This window comes from Rubellimicrobium mesophilum DSM 19309, from assembly GCF_000600335.2.
Taxonomy (GTDB): domain Bacteria; phylum Pseudomonadota; class Alphaproteobacteria; order Rhodobacterales; family Rhodobacteraceae; genus Rubellimicrobium; species Rubellimicrobium mesophilum.
In genome coordinates, this window is record NZ_KK088522.1 from 1 (window position 1) to 22,561 (window position 22,561).

Genomic DNA, 22,561 nt, shown 5'->3' on the forward strand with positions numbered 1-22,561 from the left:
ACGAAGCCGCCCGCGCCGAGGCGCGGGACGAGGCCGAGCGGGAGGCCCGCCGCCAGGCGCGCCGCGAGCAGCGCCGTCTGGAGGCCGCCGCGGCGGCCGAGGCCGAGACGAACGCCGACAACGACAACAGCAACGTCAACACGAACACCAATACGAACAACGTGACGGTGAACGTGCAGACGATCACCGAGGACGAGGTCCGCCGGGCGACCGAGGACTTCGACACGACCGTCACCGGCGAGCGCCGACGCGAGCGGGCCCGGGCCCGAGCCCGCGCGGAGGACGAGAACAACGCCGAGGCCGAGAACGACGACGACAACGACGGGCTGAGCGACATCGAGAAGATCCTGCTTCTCGGGCTTGGCGCGGCGGCCGTGGGGAGCTTCCTCAACAACGGCGAGGAGGTCGTCGCGAACTCGGGCGACCGGGTGGTGACGCGCGGCGAGCAGGGCGACCTCGAGGTCTACCGCGACGACGACGCGATCCTCTACCAGCCGGGCGCGCAGGTGCGCACCGAGACCTACCCGGACGGCTCGACCCGGACGATCCTGGAGCGCGAGGACGGGACCCAGGTGGTCACGATCCGCGACGCGACCGGTCGTGTGCTGCGGCGGGCCAAGGTGCTGCCGGACGGCACGCAGATCCAGCTCTTCGACGACCTCGAGGAGGCGCAGCCCGTCAACGTGGTGTCGCTGCTCGACCAGGCGCCGCCGCCGGTGGTGGTGGATGCCCAGGACCTGGACGTGGAGGAACTGAGCGCGCTGCTGGACGAGGGACCGGAATACGATCCGGGGCGGAGCTTCTCCCTGGGGCAGATCCGGGACATCTCGGCGGTGCGGAACCTGATGCCGGCCATCGACCTCGACGTGAACTTCCCGACGGGCTCGGCCGCGATCCCGGGCGACCAGCTCTCGGACCTCGTCGAGATCGGCATCGAGATCGAGGACGCGCTGGTGGACAACCCGTCGGAGGTGTTCCTGGTCGAGGGGCACACCGACGCCGTCGGCTCGGACGCCTCGAACCTCGCGCTGTCGGATCGGCGGGCGGAGTCGGTGGCTCTGGCGCTGGCCGAGAACTTCGATATCCCGCCCGAGAACCTCGTCGTCCAGGGTTACGGGGAGGAGTTCCTGAAGGAGCCGACGGAAGGGCCCTCGGCCGAGAACCGGCGCGCCACGATCCGGCGGATCACGCCGCTCCTGGGTGAGCAGGTGGCCTCGGCCCAGTGAACCGGTTTCCGTGACGAGTGCGACAGGGGGCCGCCCGCGCGGCCCCCTTTTCATGTCCGCCTCCGGGACTTATCTTCTGTGTCCATCCCAGGAGGCGCCGATGTTCTCGATCCCCGGAAAGCAGGCCGTGACCATGACGCCGCGCGCGGCGGGCCAGATCGCGCGGATGATGCAGCGCGACGGGCGGCAGGGCCTTCGGATCGGCGTCCGCAAGGGCGGCTGCGCGGGGATGGAATACACGATGGAGTGGGCGGACAGCGTAAACCCGCTCGACGAGGTCGTGGAGCAGGACGGGGCGCGGGTGATGATCGCGCCCATGGCGCAGATGTTCCTGATCGGCACCGAAATCGACTATGAGACCGGGCTCCTCGAATCCGGGTTCAAGTTCATCAATCCCAACGTCGTGGACGCCTGCGGCTGCGGCGAGTCGGTCAAGTTCTCCGAGGTCCCCGCCCGCTGAGGCTTTCCGCCCCTCCGGGCGCCTGCTAATCCGCTCCGAGTCATACTGGAGGGATCGAGATGCGCCGCAGGCTGGCCGCCGGGAACTGGAAGATGAACGGGACGGCGGCGAGCCTGTCCGAGGTCGAGAAGCTCCTGCAGGCGCATGTCTCGCCGAGCGTCGAGATCCTGCTCTGCCCGCCGGCGACGCTGATCGCCCAGATGAACTGGAAGAAGGGGCAGCATCCACTGGCCCTGGGCGGGCAGGACTGCCATGCCGAGGCCTCGGGCGCGCATACGGGCGACATCTCGGCGGCGCAGTTGCGGGACGCGGGGGCGACCTTCGTCATCGTCGGCCACTCCGAGCGGCGGACGGATCACAAGGAGACGGACGAGCAGGTCCGCGCCAAGGCCGAGGCGGCGCATGAGGAAGGTCTCGTCGCCGTGGTCTGCATCGGCGAGACCCTCGCCGAGCGCGAGGGAGGCCATACGCTCGACGTGGTGTCGCGGCAGCTCGAGCATTCCGTGCCCGAGGGGGCGACGGGCGAGAACACGGTGATCGCCTACGAGCCGGTCTGGGCCATCGGAACGGGGCTCACGCCGACCTCGGAACAGATCGCGGAGGTGCATCAGGCGCTGCGGTCGCGGCTGTCGGCGCGGTTCGGAGCGGACGCGGCCTTCTTCCGGCTGCTCTACGGCGGCAGCGTGAAGCCGTCGAACGCGGCTGAGATCTTCGCGATCCCCGACGTGGACGGGGCGCTGGTGGGCGGAGCGAGCCTCAAGGCCGCCGACTTCTCGCCCATCATCGCGGCGCTGGAGCAGGTCGCGGAGATGGAGCTGCCCTGATGCTGCGGCTCTCGCAGCCGGCGACCGATCCCGCCTTCGTGCAGGACCCGTACCCCTTCTACGACCGGGCGCGGGAGGGGGGTGACCTCTTCTTCTGGGAGGATTACGGTCTCGCCTGCGCGACCTCGCACCGGGCCGTGTCGGCGCTGCTGCGGGACCGTAGGTTGGGGAGGGAGGCGCCGGCGGAGTTCGCGCCGGGGTTCCCGCCCCACACGCGGCCCTTCTACGACATCGAGGCGCACTCGATGCTGGAGCTGGAGCCGCCCCGGCACACGCGGCTGCGGGGACTGGTGCTGCGCGCCTTCACCTCGCGGCGGATCGCGGCGATGCAGCCGGAGATCGAGGCGCTGTGCGAGAGGCTGATCGAGGGGTTCCCGAGCGGGCCATTCGACCTGCTGGATGCCTATGGCCGCCTGATCCCGGTCATCGTGATCTCGCGACTCCTTGGCGTGCCCGAGGAGCGGTCGGCGGACCTGCTGCGCTGGTCGAACGCCATGGTCGCCATGTACCAGGCGCGGCGGACGCGGGAGATCGAAGACAGGGCCGTCGAGGCGGCGCTCGCGTTCCAGGGCTTCGTTGTGGAGACCATTGAGGCGCGACGGAAGCGGCCGGGGGGCGACCTGCTGACGCATCTGATCGCGGCGGAGGAGGCGGGCGAGCGGCTCTCCACCGACGAGTTGGTGACGACCTGCATCCTGCTGCTCAATGCCGGGCACGAGGCCACGGTCCACACGATGGGGAACGGGGCCAAGGCGCTGCTGGAGCATGGGGTCCGGACGGTGGATGAGGCGGCGGTGGAGGAGGTGCTGCGCTTCGACCCGCCGCTGCATATGTTCACGCGCTGGGTCTATGAAGACGTGGAGCTTTATGGCGAGCGATTCCGGCGGGGGGACCAGGTCGCGCTTCTGCTCGGGGCGGCGAACCGTGACCCGGTGGCCTATGCGGAGCCGGGGCGGTTCGATCCCTGGCGCGAGGGGCCGGCGAACGTGTCCTTCGGGGCGGCATCCATTTCTGCGTGGGCGCTCCGCTGGCGCGGCTGGAGCTGCTGGTCGGGCTCTCGAAGCTGTTCGAGCGGTGTCCGGAGCTGCGGATCGTGGAGGCGCCGAGGTACGGGGACGTGTACCACTTCCATGGGCTGGAGCGGTTGGTAGTGCAGGCGTAGGTTTGGTGAAACCCCTGCGTAGCACCGTTCGTCGGTCATGGTGGCGCATGGGTTGCGCCCGCGAGGCGGGATCCACCAACCCTACGGCGTCACCGCAGCTTCGGGCCGTAAGTATTTGCATTATAAAGGAAGCGCCAGTGTGCTCTTGATCTCCTCCATGCTCAGCAGCGCTGTCACGTTGTAGATGCGGACCTCGGAGATGAGCGCCTGGTAGAACTGGTCGTAGGCACGGGCGTTCTTCACGCGGACCTTGAGGATGTAGTCGATGTCGCCGGCGAGGCGGTGGGCCTCCTGCACCTCGGGGCGGGCGCGGAGGGTCGCGAGGAACTTGCGCTGCCATTCGGCCTCGTGCTCCGAGGTGCGGATCAGGACGAAGAAGGTGGCCTCGAATCCGAGGGCCTCGGCATCGAGGAGGACGGTCTGCTGGCGGATGATCCCGGCGTCCCGCATCTTCTTGATGCGGTTCCAGACCGGGGTCTTGGAGGAGCCCACGGCACGGGCGATCTCGTCGAGCGAGCGGCTCGCGTCGGCCTGAAGTTCCGTGAGGATTTTCCGGTCGGTGTCGTCCAGACGGAACGCCATCCCTGAGTCCTCCGGATAACGGGAAGTTGGTCCTGCGGGGGAGCCATGGCCGAACATACGTCCTTATCTGCGCCGGGCAATGGCGAAAAACCGGGACAAAGTTCTATATTGCGCCGACAGGCGATGGGCCTGGGACGCGGAGCGAGTCGATGCAGCACTTTCCGGTCTTCATGGCGGTCAAGGGACGGCGGATCGTCGTCTCGGGCGGTGGCGACGCCGCGCTGGCGAAGCTGCGCCTGCTGCTCAAGACCGAGGCCAGGATCGAGGTCTATGCGACCGAGGCGGCGCCGGAGATCGAGGCTTGGGCGGCCGAGGGGAAGCTCGCCCTTCTCCGGCGGCACATCGAGGCCTCGGACCTGATGGGGGCGGTGCTGGCCTATGGCGCGGACGAGGAGGACCTCCTGGACGCGCGGCTCTCGGCTCTCGCGGCCGAGACGCGGGTGCCGCACAACATCGTGGACAGCCTCGAGGACAGCGCCTTCATCACGCCCGCCATCGTGGACCGCGACCCCGTTGTGGTCGCCATCGGGACCGAGGGCGCGGCGCCGGTGCTGGCGCGGTCTATCAAGGCGGAACTGGAGGCGCGGCTGCCGTCGTCGCTGGGATTGCTGACCCGGGTCGGCAAGTCGTTCCGGCAAGCGGCCGAGCGGCTGCCGATGGGGCGCCGGCGCCGGGACTTCTGGGCGGACTACTACGGAAGCGTCGGGCCGCAGGCCCATGCGAAGGGCGGCGAGGAGGCGGTCGCGCCGGCGCTGGCGCAGCTTCTGGCGGACCACTTGGCCGAGGTGCCGAAGCGGGGCCATGTGGACTTCGTGGGCGCCGGGCCGGGCGACCCGGAACTGCTGACCGTGCGGGCCCGGCGGGCGCTGGACGCGGCCGACGTGGTGATCCACGACCGGCTGGTGACGCCCGCGATCCTCGACCTCGCGCGGCGCGAGGCGCTGATCGTGGACGCGGGGAAGGAGGGCTTCGGCCCGGCCACCCCGCAGGCCGAGATCGACGCGCTGATCGTTCGCCATGCGAAGAAGGGGCGGCACGTCGTGCGGCTCAAGGCGGGCGACCCGACGGTGTTCGGGCGGCTCGACGAGGAGATCGAGGCGGTGGAGGCCGCGGGCGTCTCCTTCGCCATCGTGCCGGGGATCACCGCGGCCTCGGCGGCGGTGGCGGCCATCGGGCAGAGCTTGACGAAGCGGGGGCGCAACTCCTCGGTCCGGCTGCTGACCGGGCATGACGTGCAGGGATTCGCCGATCACGACTGGAAGGCGCTGGCCCGTCCGGGCGAGGTCGCCGCGATCTACATGGGGAAGAAATCGGCCCGCTTCGTGCAGGGGCGACTCCTGATGCACGGCGCCGATCCCTCGACGCCGGTGACGGTGGTGGAGAATGCCTCGCGCGCGGACCAGCGGGTGATTGTCATGCTCCTGTCAGATATGGAGCCGAAGATGACGGAGGCCTGTATCGACGGGCCGGCCCTCACCTTCATCGGGCTGGCCCCGCGAGAAGCCCAGGTCATAGCACGCAACATCGTTCAGGAGGCCGTATCATGAGCCGCCGTTTCACTCCCAAGGTCGTTTCCGCCAACCACCTCGTCGAGGGCGACGCCGTCTGGCTGACCGCCGACGACCGCTGGACCCGCGACATGGCCGAGGCCGAGCTCATCGAGGACGAGGCCGTGGCGCAGCTGCGGCTGCTCTTCGCCAAGGGGCAGCCCAACACCGTCGTGGGTGCCGAGCTCGTGGACGCCGCGAAGGGCACGGACGGCCCGGTGCCCACGCACTTCCGCGAGGCGTTCCGCACTCACGGCCCCACCAACTACGTGCTGGGCAAGCGGGCCCAAGGCCTGCGGTCGCGCGGCAAGATCCCGGGAAACGAGACGCAGAATGTATAAGTACAACGAATTCGACGAGGCCGCCGTCCGCTCGCGCGTGGCGCAGTTCCGCGCGCAGGTCCAGCGGCGCATCGACGGGTCGCTGACCGAGGACGAGTTCCGTCCGCTGCGCCTGATGAACGGGCTGTATCTCCAGCTCCACGCCTACATGCTGCGGATCGCGGTGCCCTACGGGACGCTGAACCCCGCAAAGATGCGGCAGCTCGCCACCATCGCCGAGCGGTGGGACAAGGGCTATGGCCACTTCACGACGCGGACGAACCTCCAGCTCAACTGGCCGCGCCTGAAGGACGTGCCGGACATGCTCGAGGCGCTCGCGGATGTCGGGATGCATTCGATCCAGACCTCGGGCAACTGCGTGCGGAACGTGACCGCCGACCACTTCGCCGGCGCCGCCGCCGACGAGATCGAGGACCCCCGGCCCATCGCGGAGCTGATCCGCCAGTGGTCCACCGACCACCCGGAGTTCCAGTTCCTGCCCCGCAAGTTCAAGATCGGCATCACCGGGTCGCCCCACGACCGGGCGGTGATCCGCTCGCACGACGTCGGCCTGCGGATGGTCCGCAACGCGGCGGGCGAGCCGGGCTTCGAGGTCTATGTGGGCGGCGGCCTCGGCCGGACGCCCATGCTGGCGCAGGTGATCCGGGACTTCCTGCCCCAGGCGGACCTGCTGCCCTATCTCGAGGCGATCCTCGGGGCCTACAACCTCAAGGGCCGGCGCGACAACAAGTGGAAGGCCCGCATCAAGATCACCGTCTTCGAGAACGGCCTCGACGCCTTCCGCGCGGATGTGGAGGAGCGGTTCGAGCGGCTGCGGTCGCAGTGGTCGGGCGTGGACCAGGACATCCTCGCGGAGATCAGGCCCCATTTCGCGCCGCCGGCCTTCCGCAACGCGCCGGTCGATTCCTACGAGGCCTTCCGCGCCGCCAACCCGGTGTTCCGGGCCTGGACCGACACGAACCTCCACGAGCACAAGGTGGACGGCTACGCCATCGTGTCGATCTCGCTCAAGAAGCACGGGGCGACGCCGGGCGACGCGACCTCGGACCAGATGCGCGTCATGGCGGACCTGGCCGAGAAGTACGGCCACGGCGACCTGCGCGTCTCGCACGAGCAGAACATCATCCTGCCGCATGTCCACAAGTCGGACCTGCCGGCGGTGTGGCAGGCGCTGCGCGAGGCGGAGCTGGCGACGGCCAACATCGGGCTCGTGTCCGACATCATCGCCTGCCCGGGGATGGACTACTGCTCGCTCGCCACCGCGCGGGCGATCCCGATCGCCCAGCAGATCGCGCTCCGCTTCGACGAGCTGAAGGTCGAGCACGAGGTCGGGCCGCTGAAGATCAAGATCTCGGGCTGCATCAACGCCTGCGGGCACCACCATGTCGGGCATATCGGCATCCTGGGCCTCGATAAGGCGGGGGTGGAGAACTACCAGATCACGCTCGGCGGCGACGGGACCGAGACGGCGTCCATCGGCGAGAAGATGGGCCCGGGCTTCGCGGCCAGCGAGATCGTGGGCGCCATCGAGCGGCTGGTCCTGGGCTACTTGGAGATCCGGCGCGACGCCGAGGAGACCTTCCTCGAATGCGTCCGACGCGTCGGGCTCGAGCCCTTCAGGGCCTTCCTCTACGAACAGGAGGAAACGGCGGATGCGGCCTGACTTCATCGCGCAGACGGGCGCCGAGCCGGTCAACGGCCTGAGCCCCGTCGCCGGTCGGGTGGCGGAGCTCAACGCCCGCTACCGGCACCACAGCGCCACGGACGTGCTGCACCACGCCATGACCGACCCGCAGGTCGGGCGGCTGGCGCTGGTCTCGTCCTTCGGGGCCGAGTCGGTCGTGCTCCTGCACATGGTGGCGATCAAGAACCGCAACCTGCCGGTTCTGTTCATCGACACCGAGATGCTGTTCGCCGAAACGCTGGCCTATCAGATGGAGCTGACCGAGCGGCTGCGGCTCACCAACGTGCAGGTGATCCGCGCGAGCCGCGAGGCGGTGTTCGAGCGGGACAACGAGGGGCTCCTCCATCAGTCGGACCCGGACGCCTGCTGCGCGCTGAGGAAGACCGAGCCGCTACAGAACGCCCTTCTCGGCTATGACGCCTGGATCACCGGGCGGAAGCGCTACCAAGGCAAGAGCCGCGCGGCGCTGGAGTTCTTCGAGAACGAGGGCGACATCCGGATCAAGGTCAACCCGCTCGCCCACTGGACGAGCGAGGACCTGCAGGACTACATCGCCGAGAACCGGCTGCCGCGTCACCCGCTGGTCGCCAAGGGGTATCCGAGCATCGGCTGCGCTCCCTGCACGACCCGCGTGAACGACGGCGAGGACCCGCGCGCGGGGCGCTGGCGGAACCTCGAGAAGGAAGAGTGCGGCATCCATTTCGTGGACGGGAAGCTGGTGCGCGGCCCCGTCGCGGCGGCCTGAGGAGAGAAACCATGGCCATCATCGTCACCGACAAGGGCTTCACCACCGACGACTTCGCCAGCCCGGTCCGGCCCCTGGCCGAGATCGACCAGGTGCAAGACGGCGAGGGAGTCGAGATCGGCCCCGCCGACGACCCCCGCGCGCTGGTCGGCGTGCTGGGGCAGGTGGGCCTGATCCGGGTCCGCTTCCCGGCCTTCAACGACGGGCGCGGCTTCTCCCACGCGCGCGACCTGAGGAGCTTCGGCTACACCGGGCGGCTGCGGGCCGTGGGGCACGTCCTCGCGGACCAGTACGCCATGGCGCGGCGCGTGGGCTTCGACGAGGTCGAGATCGACGAGAGCCTCGGCGCCCGGCAGCCGGAGGACCAATGGCTCGCCCGCGCCAACTGGCGGGACAACTGGTATCAGGCCCGCCTGCGCGCCTGAGCCGCATTCCCTTGGGCCAAGACATAGTTACATGAGGCGCTCGACCGCGAGCGTGCGAGGACCGATGACCGACCAGACCCCCATTGCCGAGAAGGCCGCCACCCCGTGACCTTGCCCGACGCGCAGACCGTCACGAGCGTGAAGCACTACACCGACCGCCTCTTCGCCTTCCGCGTGACGCGGCCGCAGAGCCTGCGGTTCCGCTCGGGCGAGTTCGTGATGATCGGCCTGATGGGCGACAACGGGAAGCCGCTGCTGCGGGCCTACTCCATCGCCTCGCCCTCCTGGGACGAGGAGCTGGAGTTCTACTCGATCAAGGTGCCGGATGGGCCGCTGACCTCCAGGCTCCAGCACATCCAGCCGGGCGACCAGATCATCCTGCGGCCCAAGCCCGTAGGGACGTTGGTGCACGACGCGCTGCTGCCGGGCAAGCGGCTCTGGCTCTTCGCCACCGGGACGGGCTTCGCGCCCTTCGCCTCGCTGCTGCGCGACCCGGATACCTGGGATAAGTACGATCAGGTCATCATGACCCACACCTGCCGCGAGGTGGCCGAGCTCACCTACGGGCGCGAGATCGTGGAGTCGCTCAAGGGTGACGAACTGATCGGCGAGATGGTGGGCGACAAACTGGTCTACTACCCGACGACCACGCGCGAGCAGTCGCCCAAGATGGGCCGCATCACGACTCTGATCGAGAGCGGCGAGGTCTTCCGCGACATCGGCATTCCTCCTCTCGACCCGGCGGTGGACCGGGCGATGGTCTGCGGGTCGCTCGCGTTCAACCTCGACATTAAGGCGCTGCTGGAAAAGGCGGGCCTGCGCGAGGGGGCGAACAGCGACCCGGCCGAGTTCGTGGTCGAGAAGGCCTTCGTCGGCGACGGAGTCTGAGGCGTCTTTGACATGATCCATGGGAAGGGCGCATGATCCGGTCATGCACCCTTCGTCGTTCAGGACCCTGCACCTGACCGAGGACCACGTGGCCCGCGCGACCCGGCCCGTGGAGGAGTTCTCCTATCCCTCGTCCTTTGCCCGTGCCTCGGAAGAGGATTATGCGGCGCTGGTGGACCGCCTGGTGGCTGAGCGGCCGGAGGGACCGCTCCACGTCTTCGCCTATGGCTCTCTGATCTGGAAGCCGACCTTCGAGGCCGTGGCGCGGCGCCGGGCGGTGGCGCGCGGCTGGCACCGGCAGTTCGCCCTGGTCCTGCGCGGGCATCGCGCCACGCCTGAGGCGCCCGGCCTGATGATGACGCTGATGCCCGGAGGACGCTGCGCGGGCCTCGCGCTGGAGGTGCGGGCAGGAGAGGAACGGAGAGTGCTGGAGGACTCGATCCGGCGGGAGTTCCCCTTCGTGGAGACGCTCGCCTACCGGCGCTGGCTGAGGCTCGACACCGCGGAAGGGCCGATCCGGGGTCTCGTGTTCTGGGCCGGTCCGACAGGGTCCGGCGTACAGCGTGGGCTGCCGCTGGAGGAGGCGGCTTGGCAGATCGCAAGAGCCTGCGGGCCGAAGGAGTCGAACGCGGAGTACCTGCGGAACACCGTGGCGTCGCTCGAGGAGCACGGCATCCGGGACCGGAACCTCTGGCGGCTCCAGCGACTCGTCGCGCAAGAGATCGACGGGCACCGGCAATGAGAAACGCCGCAGGCGCAGGCCTGCGGCGTCTGGTTTGGGGAAGAGGCCTAGCGGCCCAGCGGCTCACTGGCCTTCGGTGAGCGCCTGACGGATGCGGGTCAGCACGTCGGGGAGCAGCGTGGGGCTGTTCTGGGCGACGTTCAGCGCGGTGGTGAGCTGCGTCTTGAGCGCAGGCTCGAGGCTGGAGGCCTCGATCGCCTGCGTCACCGCCGCGACGTCGAGGTTGTCGGGGTCGAGCAGCGTGTCGAGATCGGCAGGCTGGACGGCGGCCTCGGTGCCGGCGGTGGTGCGAAGCGCGGGCCCGGCGTCGGCGGCCGTCGTCGCGGCGCTTTCGGTGGACGTGGCCGGCTCCTCGGTCGCGGCGCCCTCGGTGCCGGTCTCGGCAGTCGTCGCGGCGCCCTCGGTGATGGCGGTCGCCTCTTCGGTGCTGGCAGCTTCGGTGCCGGTCGCGGCCGTTCCGGTGGTGGCCGTCGCAGCGCCCGCGTCGGTCGCGGCGGTTACTTCTTCGGTGGTGGCGGCAGGCTGCTCGGTCGCGGTTTCCGTGGCGGCGGGCTCGGTAGTGGCCGTCTCGTTGGTAGTGACCTCCGCGGTCGGAGCGGTCTCGGCGGCCGTGGCTTCAGGCGCAGCGGCTCCGGCGGTGTCGGACGTTGCGTCCTCGGTCGAGTTCGCTTCGGTCGTGGCAGGCTCGGCGGTGGCCGTCTCGGTGGTCGCGGCGGGTTCCTCAGTGGCGGCGGTCGCGCCTTCGGTCCCCGTCGAGGCCGTCTCGGCGGCAGCCGGCTCCTCGGTCGCGGTCGCTTCGGTCGTCGCGGCGGGCTCTTCGGCCGTAGCCTCGGTTCCGCTCGCCGCACCTTCGGCTGGGGCGGCCTCGGTGTCGGTCGCTGCGGTCTCGGCCGGGGCGGGCTCCTCGGCCGTGGCTGCCTCGGTGCCCTCGGCGGGAGCGGCCTGATCGGCGGCACCCTGGGTGTCCGTGGTACCGGCATCGTTGCCCTCGGGCTCCGCTGCGCCCTCGCTCGCGTCGTTGGTCGTTCCAGCAGTGCCCGCGCCGTCGGTCTCCTCTTCGGTCGAGGTGGCCCCGACGCCGGTGTCCGGCTCGGTGTCGGAGAGGCCTGCCTCGGACGACTCGGGCTGGGCGGTCTCGTCGGTCTCGGTCGCGGCGGTCGTGTCTTCGGTCGCGACGGGCAGCTCGGCGGTCGCGCCTTCGGCCTCGGGCTGGTTCGCCGGGGCCACGGTGGCGTCCACGTCGGCGCCTTGCTCCTCTCCGGGGGTCTCGGTACTGGCCGCGTCGGCGTTGCCGGCGGCGGGCTCGGTCGAGGTCGCCTCGGCGTCGGTGCCGACCTCCACGTCGCCTGCGCTGGTGTACATGTAGGCGATCACCGCGGCGGCGATCACCACGACGATGGCAATGATCCGTGTCATGACACGCTATCCCTTTGAATGCTCGCGCAGGCGCGGGCGGCGCCTGACCTTCCTGGGGTGATATGTCACGCGCCCGTGTGCTTGGAAAGGCCGGTCGCGGCGAGGTGACGGCGGCTCGGCGGGCTTGAAGGTGCTTGCCCATGCGTCTATCTTGCCGCCCGCATTCCCTGTCACTGCCGAAGGACCAAGGCCATAGGACGCAGACCCCACAACGCACCGCCGGTGCGCGAAACCGGACCCCGGATCAACGAGCGCCTCCTGCGCGGCGGCGACATCCGCCTGATCGGGGCCAACGGCGAGAACCTCGGCGTCACCTCGCCCGAACGGGCACTGACCCTGGCCGAGGAGGCGGGTCTCGACCTCGTCGAGATCTCTCCGACGGCCGTCCCGCCGGTCTGCAAGATCATGGACTTCGGCAAGTTCAAGTACGAGACCCAGAAGAAGGAAGCCGAGGCTCGGAAGAACCAGAAGGTCATCGAGATCAAGGAGGTCAAGTTCCGCCCCGGCACCGACACGCACGACTACGACGTGAAGATGCGCTCGGTGTTCAAGTTCCTGGAGGAAGGCGACAAGGTCAAGGTCACGCTCCGCTTCCGCGGCCGCGAGATGGCTCACCAGGAACTCGGCAAGGCGCTGCTCGATCGAGTGGCCGAGGACGTGAAGGCCCAGGGCAAGATCGAGTCGATGCCCCGCCTCGAAGGCCGCCAGATGGTGATGATGATCGGCCCGGTGAAGTAGAGCGGCACTTGCATCCCGAGAGACTGGGCCTGGACCGGCGTCCGGGCCCTTCTTCTTTCCCAAGACCCGCCTTCGCGCCGATCTTACATGAAGCCGAGTTCGAGCCGAGCTTCGTCGGACATCATCTCCATGCCCCACTGGGGCTCGAAGGTCATCTCGACATCCACCTGCTTGACGCCTGGAATGGCGCCCACGGCGTCGGCGACCCAACCCGGCATCTCCCCCGCGACCGGGCACCCCGGGGCAGTCAGGGTCATCACGATCCTCACGGCCCCGTCGTCGGCGATTTGGACGGTGTAGACGAGGCCGAGGTCGAAGATGTTTACGGGAATCTCGGGGTCGTAGACCGTGCGGCAGGCCTCCACGACCGCATCGTAGAGCGGGTGGTCGACGGTGGAGGGGGCGATCAGGGGCGTCCCCTCGATCCTGGCTTCGCTGTACGACATGGGCGAGTCCCCGAGATTGAAATCCTGAGCGTTCATATAAGGAATGAGGGGCGCGGGTAAAGGGCCGTCCCTGCCGCAATCAGTCGCAGGCGCGGGCTTCCCCACGGGCGATCAGGCGGTCGGCGCGGATGCGGACGAGATGGTCGCTATAGCGCCACTTCTCCATGAAACGCCGGGCTACGCGCGGCGGATAATAGGCGGCCATGGTACGACTGACCGATTCGAACAGCGCTGGCGGCATCGGCAGCCCATAGGCGAGACGCGGGCCGTGGAAGCCAAGGATCGTGCCGGGCTCGAAGCAGGCAGTGGAGAGCCCGAGATACATCGTGCAGGCGGACATGCATTCGCCCGAGAGGCGCTTCTCCTCGTGCCGAGCCTCCAGATCCCGGATTTCGGCCGCCCGCAGAATGACCGAGCCGCCGGAGTCATGCGTCGGGGTTCGCCCCGGCGAGCGTCCGTGTGCATGTGCGCCCGTCGTGAGGGCTAGGAGGAGAAGGACAGGTCGGATCACGGGCGCGCTCCGGCTCGGACGAATAGGCGATCCTACGTGGTCCTGCCGATCGCGGCAACACGGGGCCGCGAGGGGTGGGTTCCGTCCGGCGTACGGCTCGGCTACGGAGGCCCGTCAGGAGGCGCGCATCATGGGCTCAGGCTTTTCCTTCACGCTGAACGCGACCGATGGGCGCGCTCGCACCGGCGTGATCTCGACGCCCCGCGGCGAAATACGGACGCCGGCCTTCATGCCGGTGGGCACGGCCGGGACGGTCAAAGCGATGCTGCCCGAGAGCGTGCGCGCGACGGGAGCCGACATCCTGCTGGGCAACACCTACCATCTGATGCTGCGGCCGGGGGCGGAGCGGCTCGCGCGGCTTGGCGGCCTGCACCGTTTCATGAACTGGGAGCGGCCGATCCTGACGGATTCCGGTGGGTTCCAGGTGATGAGCCTGTCGACCCTGCGGAAGCTGACGGAGGAGGGGGTGACCTTCTCGTCCCACGTGGACGGCTCGAAGCACCACCTCACGCCAGAGCGGAGCATGGAGATCCAGAGGCTCCTCGGCTCGGATATCGTGATGGCCTTCGACGAATGCCCGGCTCTGCCGGCCGCGGAGGACACCGTCGCGAAGTCCATGCGTCTCTCGATGCGCTGGGCGGCACGCTCGCGCGAGGCCTTCGGGGATCGGCCCGGCCACGCGCTCTTCGGAATCATGCAGGGCGGCGTCACGCGGGAGCTGCGGGAGGAGTCGGCCGAGGCGCTCAAGGGGATCGGCTTCGAAGGCTACGCGGTGGGTGGCCTTGCGGTGGGCGAGGGACAGGAGGCGATGTTCGGGGTCCTGGACTACGCCCCCGGCCTGCTGCCCGAGGACAAGCCACGCTACCTCATGGGCGTGGGGAAGCCGGACGACATCGTGGGAGCGGTCAAGCGCGGCATCGACATGATGGACTGCGTTCTGCCGACCCGGTCGGGCCGTACGGGACAGGCCTGGACCCGCCGAGGGCAGGTGAACCTGCGCAACGCCCGGCACGCCGAGGACCCCAGGCCGCTGGACGAGGCCTGCACCTGCCCGGCCTGCCGAAGCTACTCGCGCGCCTACCTGCATCATGTCGTGCGGGCGGGCGAGATGATCGCGGGGATGCTGCTGACCTGGCACAACCTGCACTACTTCCAGGAGATCATGGCCGGGATGCGCGAGGCCATCGCCGGCGGGCGCTTCGAGGCGTGGGAGTCGGGGTTCCACGCGTCGCGGGCGGAGGGGGATGTTGAGCCCCTCTGAGGGCCGCTCGCGGCTGTGTGAACCTGCCCACCCGGGCAGGGACCTTGGGCTGCCCGCCGGTTGACACCCCCCATTTGAGCCCCCAACTATCCACCACCGATCGGGGAGGGCCGAGCGCCGCCGAATGACCGGGGCCAGAGCCTTTCCGCTAAGAGGGACAACTCAATGACCGAACCACTCGCGTCCAGCTATCCCGTCCTGCCGCTTCGCGACATCGTGGTCTTCCCGCACATGATCGTGCCGCTGTTCGTCGGCCGCGAGAAGTCCGTGCGCGCGCTGGAGGCCGTGATGGCCGAGGACAAGCAGATCCTGCTGTCCTCGCAGATCGATCCGGGCGTGGACGACCCGGGCACGGACGGCATCTACAAGGCGGGCGTCCTCGCCAACGTGCTGCAACTGCTGAAGCTGCCCGACGGCACCGTGAAGGTCCTCGTCGAGGGCAAGTCGCGCGTCCGCATCACCGAATTCGTCAAGAACGACCGCTTCTTCGAGGCGAGCATCCAGCCGCTCTCCGAGTCGATGGGCGACGAGGAGGTCGTGCAGGCCCTCGTCCGCTCCGTGGGCGCGGAGTTCGAGAAGTACGCCAAGATCAAGAAGAACATCCCCGAGGAGGCGGTCGCGGCCGTCACCGAGGCGACCGACCCCGCCAAGCTGGGCGACCTCATCGCCGGGCACCTGGGCATCGAGGTCAAGCAGAAGCAGGACCTGCTGGAGACGCTCGTCATCGCCGAGCGGCTGGAGAAGGTCTATGGCCTGATGCAGGGCGAGATGTCGGTCCTGCAGGTCGAGAAGAAGATCAAGACCCGCGTGAAGTCCCAGATGGAGCGAACCCAGCGCGAGTACTACCTCAACGAGCAGATGAAGGCGATCCAGCGCGAGCTGGGCGACGGCGACGAAGGCCAGAACGAGATCGCGGAGCTCGAGAAGCGGGTCGCGGAGACCAAGTTCTCGAAGGAGGCGCGCGAGAAGGCCGAGGGTGAGCTGAAGAAGCTCAAGTCCATGTCGCCGATGTCCGCCGAGGCGACGGTCGTCCGCAACTACCTCGACTGGCTCCTCGGCGTGCCGTGGGGCGTCAAGTCCAAGGTCTCCAAGGACATCGGCAAGGCCGAGGCCGTGCTGAACGCGGACCACTACGGCCTGGAGAAGGTCAAGGAGCGGATCGTCGAGTACCTCGCCGTGCAGGCGCGGTCGCAGAAGCTCAAGGGCCCGATCCTCTGCCTCGTCGGTCCTCCCGGCGTGGGCAAGACCTCGCTCGGGAAGTCGGTCGCCAAGGCGACCGGACGTGAGTTCATCCGCATCTCGCTAGGCGGCGTTCGGGACGAGTCGGAGATTCGCGGCCATCGCCGGACCTACATCGGCTCCATGCCGGGCAAGATCATCCAGTCGCTGAAGAAGGCGAAGACCACGAACCCCCTCATCCTTCTCGACGAGATCGACAAGATGGGGCAGGACTTCCGTGGCGACCCGGCCTCGGCCATGCTGGAGGTCCTCGACCCCGAGCAGAACTCGACCTTCGTCGACCACTACCTCGAGGTGGAGTACGACCTGTCCAACGTGATGTTCATCACGACGGCCAACTCGTACAACATGCCGGGGCCGCTCCTCGACCGGATGGAGATCATCTCCCTCGCTGGCTACACCGAGGACGAGAAGCGCGAGATCGCCAAGCAGCACCTGCTGCCCAAGGTGATGAAGAACCACGGCCTCAAGGCCGGCGAGTTCGAGATCACCGACGGGGCGCTGAACGAGATGGTCCGCACCTACACCCGCGAGGCTGGCGTGCGGAACCTGGAGCGCGAGATCGCGAAGATCGCCCGGAAGGCGACGACCAAGCTCGTCAAGCGCGAGCTGACCAAGGTCGTCGTGACCGAGGAGAACCTCGACGACTACCTGGGCGTGAAGAAGTTCCGCTACGGGCTCGCGGAGCAGGAGGACCAGATCGGCGTCGTCACGGGCCTGGCCTGGACGTCGGTCGGCGGGGACCTGCTGTCCATTGAGGCGCTGCGGCTGCCAGGCAAGGGCCGGATGAAGACGACCGGCAAGCTCGGCGACGTGATGAAGGAGTCGATCGAGGCGGCGGCCTCCTATGTGCGGTCCATCGGCCCGCAGATCGGGGTGAAGCCTCCGAAGTTCGACAAGATCGACATCCACGTCCACGTGCCCGAAGGCGCGACGCCCAAGGACGGCCCCTCGGCGGGCCTCGCGATGGTGACGTCGATCGTGTCGGTGCTGACGCAGATCCCCGTCCGCAAGGACATCGCCATGACCGGCGAGGTCACGCTGCGGGGCAACGCGCTGGCCATCGGCGGCCTGAAGGAGAAGCTGCTCGCGGCCCTTAGGGGCGGCATCAAGACGGTGCTGATCCCCAAGGAGAACGAGCGCGACCTGCCGGAGATTCCGGAGAACGTGAAGCAGGGGCTGACGATCATCCCCGTGTCGCATGTCTCGGAGGTCCTGAAGCACGCGCTGGTGCGGCAGCCCGAGCCCGTGGAGTGGGACGAGGAAGCCGAGGAGGCCGCTGCGGCGGCCCGCGCCAAGGTCGTGGACGAGGTGCCGGGCGCGGTCGCGCACTGAGCCTCGGAGAGACGAGAATGAGAGGGGGCGTGGCGCAGGCCGCGCCCCATTTTCATGCGCAGAGGTCGGCTCCGGGGGCCTTGCGGACCCCGACCAGACCGTCTAGAGGAGCGCGGCACGGGCGATTAACTCAGTGGTAGAGTGCTTCCTTCACACGGAAGAAGTCGGGGGTTCGAATCCCTCATCGCCCACCATCCACTTCAGATGACATGACCCGAGCCCTACCTGAGCTCCTGTTGCTGCGCCACGGCCAAACCGAGTGGAACCGCGAGGGCCGCTTCCAGGGTGCACGGGATTCGCGGCTGACCGAGCTCGGTTGCGCGCAGGCCGCCGCCATGGGGAACGTTCTGCGCGAGCTGGGCGTCGGGGCCGAAAGCTATATGGCGCTGACCAGCCCTCAGGGACGGGCGCGGGACACGGCAAGGCTGGCGCTGGGACCGTTGGGCCTCGGGGCCGGCGACGACCCGCGCTTGGTCGAGATCGGGATGGGGGATTGGACGGGCCTGACCCGTGCCGACATCGACGGGCGCTGGCCTGGACCTCCGGATGAGCCTCTCTTCGACTTCTATTGTCGTTGCCCGGGAGGCGAGACGTTCACCGATCTTGCCGGGCGCGCGGAGGAGGTGCTGGCGGGACTGGACCGTCCCACCGTGATCGTGACGCATGGCATCACCCTGCGGGTGCTCTGCGCGCTCGCCCTAGGCCTTCCGGTCGAGGAGGGGGGGCGCCTTCCGACTCGGCAGGGGTCGGTGCATCGGATCGCCGGCGGCCGGATGGAGGTGCTTGAGGCGCACTTGCCAGAGCCGGCCCTTGCCGCTAACCCGATCCGGACGGGTGGTTAGCTCAGTCGGTAGAGCGTCTCGTTTACACCGAGGATGTCGGGGGTTCGAGCCCCTCACCACCCACCACGCGCGAGTGACGGATTTGACGGCCAGCATCAGCTACTGATTGGGGTGCGCCCTCTCCGAACCGATCCTCGACGCCATCTCGGAAACGCTGCTTGCGTCGCGCGGCCCTATTCTTCGTTGGGCCTCACGAAAGCTGCTCTCGTGGTGGCGCCGGCGAAGCGTCTTGCCGCACGATGGCCGCCAATCCTGATGCCGGGGTCGACGTCGCCGTCGTGACGCCCCCGCCCGGGGTGGGGCGGCAGTAGTAGGTGGGCGGTCTGGACACCGGAGGCAACGGGGTGGCTGCAGGTTGTCGCGGCTGAGGGAACTCCTGCGTGGCCCGCAGGTCCGGGAGGTGGACGGCTGGGCCTTTCCGCGGACCTTGGCTCCGTACACGGTCGAGAGCGCGGGTATGCGGGTGGCGCTCGCCGCCGCGACCGAGCCTGTCGGGTTGCCAGCGGATCGTGTCGTGCCGACTAGACGGGTGGCGACAAGGCTTTTTGTCGAACGCCCTAGAATACTGCTTTCCGAATGGATGCCGCAGCAAGGTGCGAGATGCGATCAGACTGATCGGACTGGGGCCAACGCGGCTGACGGTTCTGGACGATGGGGCCAGTCTGCTGCGGAGACTCCGCCTCGGGCGCGGGCGGAGCCTGGGCTTATTGATCGAGTGGCAGCAAGCCGAGCGGATCGGGGCGGAGCGGTCCGTGGGGTTGGACCGAGGGATTATCTCCTGCCTCGAACTTCCACCCGGCTCCTGGTCTTGGTGCGGCCGGACCCAGTGGGCGGCGGCGCAGGTCCCCATCAGGCGGCCGTCGCTTGCCGAAGGGCTTGGAGCGCCCGGAGCATTCGGTGCTGCGGGGTCAGGTCGGAAAGCGCCAGCTCTTCGAACCTGCGCGTCGAGATGGTGTCGCGAAGGACGCCCTCGAGCTGGGGAAGGCTGTCGATCGCAACCGCCATGAGGTCGTCCTCGGAGCCGATCGCGATCCGGGCGTCGCCCTCTTCCTGCTCCCTGAGGGGCTCGCCCAGGCGTGCCTCCATCCAGGCCAGGTCCTCGGCATTCCGGGCCAGGGCATCGCGCCAGAGCGGCTCGGCCACCGTCATGCGGCGGCCCTTGAGGCCACTCAGGGCCTTGACGAAGCGGTGGCTCCCCTTCAGCGCCTCGGGCGAGCCGAAGGCCTCCCCGCCACCCCAGCGGCGCTGCGCGTAGAGGAATGCCGTGGCCTCGAGGCTCAGCGTCTCGTTCACGCGGCGGGCGCTGCCGGGGGGCACGTCGATGCCGAGGAGGCGCCCCAGGTCCGAGACGACGTCGCCGCCGTGCAGGCGGTCGGGCCGGAAGACCTTCAGCCGCACGCGATCTCGTCCGAAGCTTTGGTCGAGAGGTTCGAACCGCTTGCGGTAGTGGGGCCAGACGACCTCGAGTCCCTGGATGGGGCGGGACAGATCCTTGAGCCGCTGCTGGATGTCGCTGCGGATGAAGGACAGGGGTGAGCGGACATAGCCCACGACCTCGATGTCGGCGCCCAGCCGGTCGAGGTAGCGGGCGAGGTTCTCGCGTCGTTCGTTCGCGGCCGGACCAGCGGTGGAGAGTCCCTCGGCCGAGATGAGGACCGTCGCGTCGGTGCCCCTGAGGCGGTCGAGCTGGGCGTCCAAACGGGATTGCCACTTGCCGCGCAGGTCGGGCAGGGCGGCGACATAGGCCGGACCCTTCTGGCGGAACACGTAGAAGTCGGCCAGCCGATCGGGCGACGAGAAGAGGAGGGCGACCATCATGCTGTGGTTGCGTTCCTCGTAAGTGGCGTATTCGAAGCCCCGGTGGAGCAGCTTGCCGAAGTGCTGCTGGATCGCGGTGCTGCCGGTCTTGTGCATGCCCACATGGACGACGATTCGCATTCTTCCGATCCCTTGGGAACTGACGCCTCGCCCGACCTCTGCCGCAGGGCAGGGGCGATGTCCATGGAAGGGAGCCGAACCAGGGTCCCGCAGGGTCATCGGGCGGACCTGTCCGAAGCCGCTTGACGCCGCCTGATGCAGCCCATAGAAGCCCCCTTGTCCGACGCAGACGACAGCGTCGGCGGCAGACGCGCGGTTGTAGCTCAGTCGGTTAGAGTACCGGCCTGTCACGCCGGGGGTCGCGGGTTCGAGCCCCGTCAACCGCGCCACTGCCTCCCTTCCTTCCGATAGATCACGCACGGCATGATCCCTCCCTTGGAGGGCGGGCGGCGATGCATGGGGTCGGGGCGCTCTGCCTCGGCGTGTCGTGGTCATGGTCTCTCCTGGTCCCGGTTAGGCCTCCGGGCGATTCGGCTTTGATGGGACCAGGATCGCAGACGAAGCTTAACGAATTTCGATAGCAACGAACGGTGCTCGGGCGGGGGCGACGCAACACCCCGGAGTCATGATACGGGCGCGATTCGGGCCTCACAGGTGGCGGCCAGGGCCGAAGCCGCCCGAGGGTGACGTGCGGGAGCGCCCCCGCGACCTTGCCTCGAGAGCCGCGTAGGGTGGAACCCCAGGCTGCATGGCGACTGCGCCGGGCGGCGCCCCTCCCGGCGCGCGCCCAGGCGAGGGGCGCTCTCCCGGGTTCGCCTAGGCCAGCGCCGCGAGGATGCGGGCCCAGCTTCGGATGCCCTTGTGGTAGCTCCTCACATCGTACTTCTCGTTGGGCGAGTGGATCAGGTCGTCGTCCATGGCGAAGCCGATCAGCATGGCGTCCATGTCGAGGATCGTCTTGAAATGGCCGGCCACCGGAATCGAGCCGCCGGAGCCGGTGAAGGCCGCCGGCCGGGGCCATTCGTCGGACAGCGCCGTCCGGGCCTTCTCGAAGGCGGGGTCGGAGGTGTCCATGACGCTGGCGAAGCTCGCGCCGTGGGACTTGAACTCCACCTGGCAGTCGGCGGGGACCATCGCGCGCACCATCTCGCGGAAGGCTTCGCGGATCGCGAGCGGGTCCTGCCGGCCGACGAGGCGGAAGCTGACCTTGGCGCTGGCCTTGGACGGCAGCACCGTCTTGAAGCCGTCACCGCCGTAGCCGCCGGTGATGCCGTTGAACTCGCAGGTCGGGCGAGCCCAGACGGACTCGAGCACGCCCCGGCCCTTCTCCCCGGCCGAGAGGGAGAGTCCCACGTCGGCCAGGAACTGCGCCTCGTCGAAGCCCAGCGCCTCCCATTGGGCGCGAAGCTCGGGCGTGAGCTCCTCCACGCCGTCGTAGAACCCGGGGACGGTGACGCGCCCGCTGTCGTCGTGGAGCCGGGAAAGGATGCGGACGAGAACGCGGATCGGGTTCGTGGCCGCGCCGCCGTACATGCCGGAGTGCAGGTCCATGCGGGGCCCGGTGATGACGATCTCCTCGCCCAGGAGGCCGCGCAGCATCGTGGTGATGGCGGGCGTGTCCCGGTCGAAGAGGTCGGTGTCGCAGATGAGGGCTAGGTCGGCCTTCAGGAGGTCCCTGTTCGCCTCCATGAAGGGGATGAGGGAGGGACTGCCCGACTCCTCCTCGCCCTCGAAGAACATGGTGACGCGGGCGGGGAGCTTGCCGTGGACGGCGATCCAGGCGCGGCAGGCCTCGACGAAGGTCATGAGCTGGCCCTTGTCGTCCGAGGCGCCCCGGCCGCGGATCACCTGGCCGTGCGGCGTCTCCTCGATCTGCGGCACGAAGGGCGGGCAGTGCCAGAGGTTCAGCGGATCGACCGGTTGCACGTCGTAATGCCCGTAGAACAGGAGGTGCCGGTCGCCCTGGCCGCCTTGGCCCACGACCATCGAGCGGCCCGTGGTCGGGTGCTTGTCGGCGGAGAAGCCCATGTCGCGGAGATCCTGCACGAGCCACTCGGCCGCTACCTCGCAGTCGGGGGCGTGCACCCGGTCCGTGGAGATCGAGGGGATGCGCAGGAGCGCGAGCAGCCGCTGGATCGCGTGCGGCATGTCGGCGTCGATGCGGGCGAGGACGGGGTCGAGCATGGGAGTCTCCGGTTGGTTGGCGGGAGGCTAGGACGGCGATTCCGGCGGCGCAACGCCCGCGCGTCGGGGTCGGGTTTTCCGACCTTTGGCGGGGCGACGTTTTGTGCCATTGGTCTCACCGCCTGTTTGATCTAGGACAAGGCGT

Annotated in this window: 20 protein-coding genes, 3 tRNA genes and 1 pseudogene; 18 read left to right on the forward strand and 6 right to left on the reverse strand. The window is 68.8% G+C overall.

Annotated features, from left to right (window positions below):
• The 4 genes and pseudogenes from RUMESO_RS01385 to RUMESO_RS01400 form a co-directional block, all read left to right on the forward strand.
• Positions 1-1,226 (forward strand): OmpA family protein (locus tag RUMESO_RS01385; protein WP_037277490.1); only part of this gene is annotated, 1,226 nt, incomplete at its 5' end.
• Positions 1,227-1,326: 100 nt separating this feature from the next.
• Positions 1,327-1,686, forward strand: a complete 360-nt coding sequence (locus tag RUMESO_RS01390; RefSeq protein ID WP_037277493.1) for a HesB/IscA family protein — start codon at positions 1,327-1,329, stop codon at positions 1,684-1,686.
• A 59-nt stretch (positions 1,687-1,745) separates the two neighbouring features.
• Positions 1,746-2,510: a triose-phosphate isomerase gene (gene tpiA, locus RUMESO_RS01395; RefSeq protein ID WP_037277495.1), complete on the forward strand. Its 765-nt coding sequence runs from the start codon at positions 1,746-1,748 to the stop codon at positions 2,508-2,510.
• Positions 2,510-3,672: pseudogene (locus RUMESO_RS01400) on the forward strand (cytochrome P450). The gene tpiA and the pseudogene RUMESO_RS01400 overlap by 1 nt, the downstream one beginning before the upstream one ends.
• A 120-nt stretch (positions 3,673-3,792) precedes the next feature.
• On the opposite strand, the gene RUMESO_RS01405 reads toward RUMESO_RS01400, so the two are convergent.
• Positions 3,793-4,254 carry an Lrp/AsnC family transcriptional regulator gene (locus tag RUMESO_RS01405; protein WP_037277498.1) on the reverse strand — a complete coding sequence of 154 codons (462 nt, stop codon included), beginning with the start codon at positions 4,252-4,254 and terminating at the stop codon, positions 3,793-3,795.
• Between the two features lie 149 nt (positions 4,255-4,403).
• Here RUMESO_RS01405 and cysG point away from each other — a divergent pair, with 149 nt between their 5' ends.
• The 7 genes from cysG (at position 4,404) to RUMESO_RS01440 (ending at position 10,626) form a co-directional block, all read left to right on the forward strand.
• Positions 4,404-5,801, forward strand: a complete 1,398-nt coding sequence (gene cysG / locus RUMESO_RS01410; protein ID WP_037277499.1) for a siroheme synthase CysG — start codon at positions 4,404-4,406, stop codon at positions 5,799-5,801.
• The gene (locus tag RUMESO_RS01415) at positions 5,798-6,142 is read left to right on the forward strand and encodes a DUF2849 domain-containing protein (RefSeq protein WP_051520897.1); all 345 of its coding nucleotides are present in this window, start codon (positions 5,798-5,800) and stop codon (positions 6,140-6,142) included. The genes cysG and RUMESO_RS01415 overlap by 4 nt, the downstream gene beginning before the upstream one ends.
• On the forward strand, positions 6,135-7,805 hold the full coding sequence (locus RUMESO_RS01420; protein ID WP_037277501.1) for a nitrite/sulfite reductase: 1,671 nt from the start codon (positions 6,135-6,137) through the stop codon (positions 7,803-7,805). Before RUMESO_RS01415 ends, RUMESO_RS01420 begins: the two co-directional genes overlap by 8 nt.
• Complete coding sequence (locus tag RUMESO_RS01425) at positions 7,795-8,571, forward strand: phosphoadenylyl-sulfate reductase (protein ID WP_051520898.1); 777 nt, start codon at positions 7,795-7,797, stop codon at positions 8,569-8,571. Before RUMESO_RS01420 ends, RUMESO_RS01425 begins: the two co-directional genes overlap by 11 nt.
• Before the next feature lie 11 nt (positions 8,572-8,582).
• Complete coding sequence (locus tag RUMESO_RS01430) at positions 8,583-8,996, forward strand: DUF934 domain-containing protein (RefSeq protein WP_037277502.1); 414 nt, start codon at positions 8,583-8,585, stop codon at positions 8,994-8,996.
• 105 nt (positions 8,997-9,101) lie between these two features.
• Entirely contained in the window at positions 9,102-9,884 is a 783-nt protein-coding gene (locus tag RUMESO_RS01435; protein WP_037277503.1) for a ferredoxin--NADP reductase, read from the forward strand.
• A 43-nt stretch (positions 9,885-9,927) separates the two neighbouring features.
• Positions 9,928-10,626, forward strand: a complete 699-nt coding sequence (locus RUMESO_RS01440) for a gamma-glutamylcyclotransferase (RefSeq protein WP_037277504.1) — start codon at positions 9,928-9,930, stop codon at positions 10,624-10,626.
• A gap of 63 nt (positions 10,627-10,689) precedes the next feature.
• Here the strand turns inward: RUMESO_RS01440 and RUMESO_RS01445 are convergent, their stop codons facing one another.
• Entirely contained in the window at positions 10,690-12,042 is a 1,353-nt protein-coding gene (locus tag RUMESO_RS01445; protein ID WP_037277505.1) for a hypothetical protein, read from the reverse strand.
• 222 nt (positions 12,043-12,264) lie between these two features.
• Here RUMESO_RS01445 and infC point away from each other — a divergent pair, with 222 nt between their 5' ends.
• Positions 12,265-12,780, forward strand: coding sequence for a translation initiation factor IF-3 (gene infC, locus RUMESO_RS01450; RefSeq protein WP_245639103.1), 516 nt, complete (start codon positions 12,265-12,267; stop codon positions 12,778-12,780).
• Between the two features lie 83 nt (positions 12,781-12,863).
• Here the strand turns inward: infC and RUMESO_RS01455 are convergent, their stop codons facing one another.
• The gene (locus tag RUMESO_RS01455) at positions 12,864-13,226 is read right to left on the reverse strand and encodes an SUF system Fe-S cluster assembly protein (RefSeq protein WP_037277609.1); all 363 of its coding nucleotides are present in this window, start codon (positions 13,224-13,226) and stop codon (positions 12,864-12,866) included.
• Positions 13,227-13,305: 79 nt separating this feature from the next.
• Positions 13,306-13,737 (reverse strand): hypothetical protein, encoded by a 432-nt coding sequence (locus RUMESO_RS24790; protein ID WP_156362583.1) that lies wholly within the window; start codon positions 13,735-13,737, stop codon positions 13,306-13,308.
• Between the two features lie 130 nt (positions 13,738-13,867).
• On the opposite strand from RUMESO_RS24790, the gene tgt reads away from it, so the two are divergent.
• The 5 genes from tgt (at position 13,868) to RUMESO_RS01485 (ending at position 18,480) form a co-directional block, all read left to right on the forward strand.
• Entirely contained in the window at positions 13,868-14,998 is a 1,131-nt protein-coding gene (gene tgt, locus RUMESO_RS01465) for a tRNA guanosine(34) transglycosylase Tgt (protein WP_037277510.1), read from the forward strand.
• Between the two features lie 165 nt (positions 14,999-15,163).
• Positions 15,164-17,572 carry an endopeptidase La gene (gene lon / locus RUMESO_RS01470; protein WP_037277512.1) on the forward strand — a complete coding sequence of 803 codons (2,409 nt, stop codon included), beginning with the start codon at positions 15,164-15,166 and terminating at the stop codon, positions 17,570-17,572.
• Between the two features lie 119 nt (positions 17,573-17,691).
• A tRNA-Val gene (locus RUMESO_RS01475) sits at positions 17,692-17,766 on the forward strand.
• A gap of 15 nt (positions 17,767-17,781) precedes the next feature.
• On the forward strand, positions 17,782-18,414 hold the full coding sequence (locus RUMESO_RS01480) for a histidine phosphatase family protein (RefSeq protein ID WP_051520913.1): 633 nt from the start codon (positions 17,782-17,784) through the stop codon (positions 18,412-18,414).
• Positions 18,405-18,480, forward strand: a tRNA-Val gene (locus tag RUMESO_RS01485). The genes RUMESO_RS01480 and RUMESO_RS01485 overlap by 10 nt, the downstream gene beginning before the upstream one ends.
• A 783-nt stretch (positions 18,481-19,263) precedes the next feature.
• Here RUMESO_RS01485 and RUMESO_RS01490 read toward each other — a convergent pair.
• Positions 19,264-20,352 carry a hypothetical protein gene (locus RUMESO_RS01490; protein WP_051520900.1) on the reverse strand — a complete coding sequence of 363 codons (1,089 nt, stop codon included), beginning with the start codon at positions 20,350-20,352 and terminating at the stop codon, positions 19,264-19,266.
• Between the two features lie 192 nt (positions 20,353-20,544).
• Between RUMESO_RS01490 and RUMESO_RS01495 the strand changes: the two genes are divergently transcribed.
• A tRNA-Asp gene (locus RUMESO_RS01495) sits at positions 20,545-20,621 on the forward strand.
• 427 nt (positions 20,622-21,048) lie between these two features.
• Here RUMESO_RS01495 and RUMESO_RS01500 read toward each other — a convergent pair.
• Positions 21,049-22,416: a M20/M25/M40 family metallo-hydrolase gene (locus RUMESO_RS01500; RefSeq protein WP_037277516.1), complete on the reverse strand. Its 1,368-nt coding sequence runs from the start codon at positions 22,414-22,416 to the stop codon at positions 21,049-21,051.
• Between the last annotated feature and the right edge of the window lie 145 nt (positions 22,417-22,561).

Excerpts from the sequence above, each read along its gene's own strand:
- RUMESO_RS01420 (WP_037277501.1), top strand. The coding sequence starts at position 6,135 with ATGTATAAGTACAACGAATTCGACGAGGCCGCCGTCCGCTCGCGCGTG.
- RUMESO_RS01440 (WP_037277504.1), top strand. The coding sequence starts at position 9,928 with ATGCACCCTTCGTCGTTCAGGACCCTGCACCTGACCGAGGACCACGTG.
- RUMESO_RS01415 (WP_051520897.1), top strand. The coding sequence starts at position 5,798 with ATGAGCCGCCGTTTCACTCCCAAGGTCGTTTCCGCCAACCACCTCGTC.
- RUMESO_RS01455 (WP_037277609.1), bottom strand. The coding sequence starts at position 13,226 with ATGTCGTACAGCGAAGCCAGGATCGAGGGGACGCCCCTGATCGCCCCC.
- tpiA (WP_037277495.1), top strand. The coding sequence starts at position 1,746 with ATGCGCCGCAGGCTGGCCGCCGGGAACTGGAAGATGAACGGGACGGCG.
- RUMESO_RS01430 (WP_037277502.1), top strand. The coding sequence starts at position 8,583 with ATGGCCATCATCGTCACCGACAAGGGCTTCACCACCGACGACTTCGCC.
- RUMESO_RS01390 (WP_037277493.1), top strand. The coding sequence starts at position 1,327 with ATGTTCTCGATCCCCGGAAAGCAGGCCGTGACCATGACGCCGCGCGCG.
- tgt (WP_037277510.1), top strand. The coding sequence starts at position 13,868 with ATGGGCTCAGGCTTTTCCTTCACGCTGAACGCGACCGATGGGCGCGCT.
- RUMESO_RS01445 (WP_037277505.1), bottom strand. The coding sequence starts at position 12,042 with ATGACACGGATCATTGCCATCGTCGTGGTGATCGCCGCCGCGGTGATC.
- RUMESO_RS01405 (WP_037277498.1), bottom strand. The coding sequence starts at position 4,254 with ATGGCGTTCCGTCTGGACGACACCGACCGGAAAATCCTCACGGAACTT.
- lon (WP_037277512.1), top strand. The coding sequence starts at position 15,164 with ATGACCGAACCACTCGCGTCCAGCTATCCCGTCCTGCCGCTTCGCGAC.
- RUMESO_RS01425 (WP_051520898.1), top strand. The coding sequence starts at position 7,795 with ATGCGGCCTGACTTCATCGCGCAGACGGGCGCCGAGCCGGTCAACGGC.
- RUMESO_RS01500 (WP_037277516.1), bottom strand. The coding sequence starts at position 22,416 with ATGCTCGACCCCGTCCTCGCCCGCATCGACGCCGACATGCCGCACGCG.
- RUMESO_RS01480 (WP_051520913.1), top strand. The coding sequence starts at position 17,782 with ATGACCCGAGCCCTACCTGAGCTCCTGTTGCTGCGCCACGGCCAAACC.
- cysG (WP_037277499.1), top strand. The coding sequence starts at position 4,404 with ATGCAGCACTTTCCGGTCTTCATGGCGGTCAAGGGACGGCGGATCGTC.
- RUMESO_RS01490 (WP_051520900.1), bottom strand. The coding sequence starts at position 20,352 with ATGCGAATCGTCGTCCATGTGGGCATGCACAAGACCGGCAGCACCGCG.